Annotated in this window: 4 protein-coding genes and 2 pseudogenes; 1 reads left to right on the forward strand and 5 read right to left on the reverse strand. The window is 66.5% G+C overall.

Features of this window, described 5'->3' with window-relative positions; all coding sequences use genetic code 11:
* Positions 1-2: 2 nt before the first annotated feature.
* Together V7E46_RS18400 and V7E46_RS18405 are read right to left on the reverse strand one after the other, a co-directional pair.
* The gene (locus tag V7E46_RS18400; RefSeq protein WP_333769428.1) at positions 3-179 is read right to left on the reverse strand and encodes a hypothetical protein; all 177 of its coding nucleotides are present in this window, start codon (positions 177-179) and stop codon (positions 3-5) included.
* Positions 180-241: 62 nt separating this feature from the next.
* Positions 242-880 carry a hypothetical protein gene (locus V7E46_RS18405; RefSeq protein WP_333769429.1) on the reverse strand — a complete coding sequence of 213 codons (639 nt, stop codon included), beginning with the start codon at positions 878-880 and terminating at the stop codon, positions 242-244.
* A 280-nt stretch (positions 881-1,160) separates the two neighbouring features.
* Here V7E46_RS18405 and V7E46_RS18410 point away from each other — a divergent pair.
* Positions 1,161-1,927, forward strand: a pseudogene (locus tag V7E46_RS18410) (transposase family protein).
* Between the two features lie 233 nt (positions 1,928-2,160).
* Here the strand turns inward: V7E46_RS18410 and V7E46_RS18415 are convergent.
* The 3 genes and pseudogenes from V7E46_RS18415 to V7E46_RS18425 all read right to left on the reverse strand — a co-directional run.
* Positions 2,161-2,250 (reverse strand): annotated as a pseudogene (locus V7E46_RS18415) (prevent-host-death protein); the annotation flags it as partial.
* Between the two features lie 139 nt (positions 2,251-2,389).
* Positions 2,390-2,719 carry a hypothetical protein gene (locus V7E46_RS18420; protein WP_333769430.1) on the reverse strand — a complete coding sequence of 110 codons (330 nt, stop codon included), beginning with the start codon at positions 2,717-2,719 and terminating at the stop codon, positions 2,390-2,392.
* Positions 2,720-5,836 carry a polymorphic toxin type 30 domain-containing protein gene (locus V7E46_RS18425; protein WP_333769431.1) on the reverse strand — a complete coding sequence of 1,039 codons (3,117 nt, stop codon included), beginning with the start codon at positions 5,834-5,836 and terminating at the stop codon, positions 2,720-2,722. It lies immediately after the preceding gene.
* Between the last annotated feature and the right edge of the window lie 164 nt (positions 5,837-6,000).

Consider the following 6,000-nt stretch of genomic DNA (forward strand, 5'->3'; position numbering starts at 1 on the left):
CATCAGGCCAGATGAACGCCGTCCACAGGGCGCTGCGCGATTTGGGAGAGGTAGTCGTCGTAGAACTTGTCCAGCGAAGTGAAGACCAGTCCGGCCTCGGCCTCCGGTGGCGCCGCTCCCTTCGACGCGGCAGCGCCTCCGTCGAAGGGGGTGTCCTGCTTCTCCTGCGGGTCCGGCATGTCGTCCTCTCTTGTCGGAGCGCGTGATCACGTCTGTTCCGCCGGCCGGCGGTTCCTGTCCGTCAGGCCTGCTGCAGCCCGTACCGGCGTCGTACGTCCAGCGCCTCGGACCTGTGCCCGCGGCCCTCCAGCAACTGGGCCCAGCGGGTAGCCGTTTCCGTCACGTCATCGTCCGGGGGGCGACTTCGCGCCGACGCACGGACGTAGTGTTCGGTGCCTTCGCTGGTGAGGGTCGGTGCCCGCAGCAGAGCACGCGTTCCTCCGGCCGCAGCGACGTGGCTGGCGAGTTGCAGCAGATTCGACGCAAGCCGCCTGTGCGCCTGGCCGGAGTGCCGGGCCTGCGGACGCAGCAGCACGACGGCCCGCTTCCTGAGCGGGACGGGATCGGCTTCTGCGCCGGTGGTCTCGCTCAGCCAGGCCATGAGGGCCAGCCCGTTCGTGTAGGGCAGGGCTTCCTTGTCGGGCGCCTCGCGCCAGCGCGGTTTGTACAGCTCCAGCGCTTCGTCGGCCGCCCGCAGTGCGCACTCGGGTCTGCCGTATTCGGCCAGGGCGATGGAGTGGTCATGCAGCGCCTCGGCCAGAGCAGCCTCGTTCGGTGCCTGGTGGAGACGGGCGAGTTCGCGCCGGACGCCGATCTCCTCCTCGATCAGGGGAGGTTGCCTCCGCCTGGCGCGCGGCGCCCCGGCGGGATCGGGCGGCATTGGAAAGGTCGTTGGTCAGATTCCTGCCATAGCGCGGGCTTCCGGGGCCTGGGCGCGCGCGGGTTGCCCGCCGAAGAAGCCTCGCAAGGGTCCCGGCCGCGTACACGGAAACCCCCGGCCGAGCGGCACATGACGCCAACACGGGTGGGGCGCACAAAGGAGGCTGCCACTGAGCCTTTTCCAACCTGTCGGTGGGGCTGGCCAGTTGGGGTGACAATGAGGTGAAGCCCCTGGTAGATGGGTTTTCGACCAAGAGAACCGTCTCCACCAGAGGCTTCGCATGCTTGGCTACCCGTCCGGCGTGGACGTGTCCAGCTCCGCCCTGCGCTTCCTTGCAGATCAACTTCGGCGGCACCGCCGAGCCATCAACTCCCGCTGGCGACGGCTGACCGCCGGCCGCCAAGCCCTTCTCACTCTCGCCCACCTGCGCGTCGGCCACACCTACGCCCAGCTCGCCGCCGGGGTCGACGTGGGGACCACGGCCGCGTACCGCTACGTCACCGGGGCCGTCGGCCTCCTGTCCGACCTCGCCCCCACGCTGTCCGACGCCGTCCGCACCGCCTCGCAGAAGGCTTTCGTGCTCCTGGACGGCACACTCCTGCCCATCGACCGCATCACCGCGGACCGGCCCTTCTACTCCGGAAAACACAAGAGACACGGCATGAACGTGCAAGCCCTCGCCGATCCGTCCGGCCAATTGCTGTGGGCCTCGCCGGCCTGCCCGGAGCCGTCCACGACATCCGAGCGGCCCGCGAACACGGCATCATCGACGCCCTTGCCCAGGCAGGCATCCCGTGCCGGGCAGACAAGGGCTACCGCGGCGCCGGCGGCACAGTCCGCATCCCGTACTGGGAACGATGGGACACGCTCTCCCCAGGGCAGAAGACAATCAACCGCTCCCACGCAAAGATTCGCGCACTCGTCGAGCAGGCCATGGCGACCCTCAAGAACTGGCGGATCCTGCGCAAAATCCGATGCTCCACCACGCGAATCACCACCCTCGTCCAGGCCGCCCTCACCCTGCATCTGGCCAGCTCAAACCGATGATGAAAAAGGCTCAATGACCTGGGGCTTATCAATGGAGCGGATGACGGGAATCGAACCCGCGCTCTGAGCTTGGGATTCACAGGCGCCTTGTCGGTGTCCGTGCTGGTCAGCGGCACGTAGCGTCCTGAAGTGCCCCCCGCGTCGCGGCCGTTGATGACCGTGGTTGACCGCGCTGTACCGCTGTACCGCTGTACGTGGTGCGGATGTGGTGTAATGGGCGAGCCTTATCGGTCATGCCCGTCGCGGGTGGCGGTGATGGACTGCCCGCCCTGGACAGCGTCCATGATCTCTTTGGACCGGTAGCGCAGGTCGCGCTGGGTGATCGTCTACCTGCCGATCCGTCACCGCCATGGCCGGGTTGCGGCATGAGGCCCCTGTCGGCTGTGTCGGGTCAACCGCGAGAACGACGGAGCCTTGGCATCCGCGCACAGCTGGGCTTCGCGTGGCACCAGGGCTTCGGCATCATGGCTGAATGCCCAATTCCTGTAGATAGTCGGCCTGTTCCTCATCGAGCTGGGCGGAGAACAGCCTTCGCAGGGGCGCGAGGAGTTCGGTACGGACCAGCAGGTGTTCATCGATACGCAGGAGGGCATGCAACTGGATCTCGCGAATCGTCTCGTGATCTTCTGACGCTGCAGTCAGTGCCAGAATCCTCACCAGCAGGTCTGCCTCGTCTTGGTCGAACAAGGGTGACCAGTCGCTGCAGGTGTTTGCGCCGTATTCGCGATCTTCAGGGGAGGCGGACACGATCTTCGTGACGAGGCCCACCAGATCCGTCTCGCCGATAGTCATCTAGAGTCCCGGATACTCAGAGGGCCAGGGTATGTGCGTAGCGTTTGCAGCGTTCGGATTGTAGTTCGGACTGTTGGGATTGTGGGACTGATGATGGTACAGATTTCCGGCCTCGTCCTGGTATTGCCTACCGATCTGGATGCGGTAGGTCTCGCCTGATGCTGAGTTCGACCCTACCGGGGCGGTTCCGTCGGGGCCGTGAATCCTGAGCCGTACCGTCTGTCCCGCGTCGTTCTTCCAGGAGTATTCGAGGCCGTACTGCGAGCCACCACCTGAGTGGGGTGTCAATTCGCGAATCTTCGCATCGTCGGGAACGATGCTCATGGGATCTTTCCCTCGAAGGTCATATCCCTTGCATGGTGCGAGTCCGAGGGCGTCCTGCCACGCCAGCGGGTTGTCCACGTATCCGTAGTGGTTGTCCGCCGGAATCAGCCCCAGTGGATCAGGGCTGATGTATCGCGCGGTCTCGGGATCGTAGTACCGATGGTAGTTGTAATTGAATCCCGTCTCGTCGTCGGCGTATTGACCCGGGAACCGCAGTGGGCAGTAGGCCTCCCCGAAATTTTTTGAAGCCGGGTGAGCAACGCCCCAGACGTCGTGCCGAGAGCGCCACGGGATGGTGGCATCCTGGGCAACCAACTCCGTCGGAGATCCGACGGGATCCGTTATCACCGCGTAGAAGGAGAGATCCGCGCCTGAGGAGGACGGCGGGCCCGGCGGTGGGGATGCCGGACTGTTCGGGTCCGGCCTGAGAAGCACTGCGCGGCTGGCCGTCTGGGCCAGCGCGGTATGCGTGCCCGGTGCATAATCCCATGTCGTCGTACGCCCTTCCGGAGAGCGCTCCTCGGCCAGTCGGGTGCCCTCCCAGGCGAAGGTGGTCGTGTGCGAGGTGCCGTCGAGCGAATGCAGTTTGGCGATCCGTCGGCCCAGCGGATCGTAGGTGTACCGCCACGTGAGACCGTCGGGGGTGACGGCTTGAACGAGACGGTCTTCGGCGTTCCAGGCGTAAGTCCACGTCTTCTTCGCCCCGCTGAGGTGCCTGAGCGTTTTGCGCACCAGACGGCCTTGGGCGTCATGTTGGTAGACGGTGCGACCGGATCGGCGAATGATCGCGCCGGAGAAGTCACGATCCGTAAGGGTGTAGGCATTGCCGGGGACCATGGCACGGGTGAGGTTGCCGGTCGCGTCGTAGTCGTATATCTCCGTGCCGGTGGACGCATGGACGGCGGTGATGCGTCCGACCGCGTCGAGGTCGTAACGGCGAGTGCCGTCCAGAACGTCCTGGACCTCGGAGAGGTAACCGTCGTCGCGGTAGGCGTAGGTGCGGTTGTGCAGAAGGCGTTCGGCCTGCGCCGGCTGAGTGGCGACCACGGCCTGTCCGGAGAGGCGCCCCGTGGTGTCCCAGCGCTGCGTGAGCAGAAGGTTGCCCCCGATGCGGCGCTCTGTCGCGCGCCCTGCCGCGTCGTGCGCGAGGGTGAGGCTGCCAGCCGATGTGATCAGTTCCTCGGGTCGGCCGACGGCGTCATAGGTCCACGTGGAGGTGTGGCCGCTCGGCGTCGTGCGGGAGGTACGTCGCCCGGCCGCGTCGTAGGTGTAGCGAGTGGTGCGGTCGTTGACGGTCTCGGTGAGGGGGCGGCCGAGCGCGTCGCGTACGTAGCTCAGGGTCGCCTCGGAGTTCGCGGCGCTGACGAGCCTTCCGGCGTCGTCGTAGGTGTAGGTGGACACCTCTCCCGTGCTGGTGCGCTGTTCGGTGACGCGTCCGAGAGAGTCCAGGACGAAGGCGTGGGTCTCGCCTGCACCATTGGTGCGGCCCATGAGCTGGCCCGCGGCGTTGAGGGCGTACGTGAGCGTGCGGCCGCCAAAATCCCTCTCGGAGGTGAGTCGGCCGGCCGGGTCGTAGGTATAGGTCCAGTGGTGCCCCAACGCGTCGGTGACTTGGCGTAGCCGCAACTCGGTGTCGTACTCGAAGGTTCGGACGGCGCCGTTCGGCTCGCTGCGGGAGGCGACGAGGTCGAAGTGCGTGTACGTATACCGGGTGGTGTGGCCTGCCGGGTCGCTGAAGGCGGTGAGATTGCCCTCACCGTCCCACCGCCACGTCTCGCGTGCTCCGTCCGGACTCTCCCGCCACTCCGGCTTGCCGTCCGGTGTCCATTCCATCCGCGTAGTACAGCGGAGGGGATCGGTGAACGCTGTCAGGTGGCCGAAGCCGTCGCGCTCGACGTGCGTGGTGTGGCCCAGAGGATCGGTGGCGCCCATGCGCAGCCCGGCGGCGTTCACTTCGTATCGGTGAGTACGGCCGAGCGGATCCGTCTTCCCTACGAGGGCGCCACGGGAGTTCCGGTGGTAACGCGTGACGGCGCCAACCGGATCGGTGGTGGAGAGCAGAGAGCCGAGGTCGTCGTAGGTGTGGATCCAGATGGCGCCGCCGGGTTCGGAGATCCGGAGGGGGAGGCCGAAGACGTTGTACTCGGCTGTGGCGACCGCGCCGTCCGGCCTGATCAGACTGACCAGGTTGCCATCGGAGTCGTAGCTGTAGCGGATGGTGCGGTCGAGTGGATCCGTGAGAGCGACGAGACGGCGATTCGCGGTGTCCCATTCGCGGCGGGTGGTGTGGCCGAGGGGGTCGGTCTCCGAAATGAGGCGGTAAGCCGCGTTGTGGGTGTAGGTGCTGCTGTGGCCGAGTGAGTTGGTGAAGGTGGTGGTGCGGGTGGTGTCGTCGTAGGCGAAGGTGCTGTTCAGGAACCCGTCGGTGCCGCTTGTGGCCACGCAGCGTCCGCGCTGGTCATACGTGTACGCGTAGGTGGTGTCGTTCCGGTCGGTCCAGGAGGTGATGCGGCCGGACGTGTCGTACATGTACCGGTGCGGCAGGCCTGAGGAGTTGGTGACCTCGGTCATGTTGCCGACGGCGTCGTAGCCGTAGGTCCTTATGGCGGTGCCGGGGGCGTCGGCGGCCGAGGGGTCTTGGAGGCGCAGTTCGGTGATGCGGCCGTTGTCGCTGGTGAGGGTGAGGTGGTAGCCGCCGCTGTGTCGGACCTCCGAGGGGACGCCGGTCTTGTCGTGCGTGATGGTCCAGCTGTTGCCGTTGCGGTCGGTGACTTCGGTGAGCGGCAGGATCATCGGGCCGCCGGACGTGGCCGGGGTTCCTGGGACGGTGGTGAAGTGGTGGGTTTGGCCGGTGTCGGTGTTGGTGATCCGGAGTGGTGTGCCGGGGTTGCCGTCCCATTCCAGGGGCCGGCGGGGGCCGTGGGTGCCGTGCGGCGGCGTCCCGGGGTCAGGACACC

Source organism: Streptomyces sp. IBSBF 2435 (genome assembly GCF_036815005.1).
In the GTDB taxonomy this organism is placed as follows: Bacteria; Actinomycetota; Actinomycetes; order Streptomycetales; family Streptomycetaceae; genus Actinacidiphila.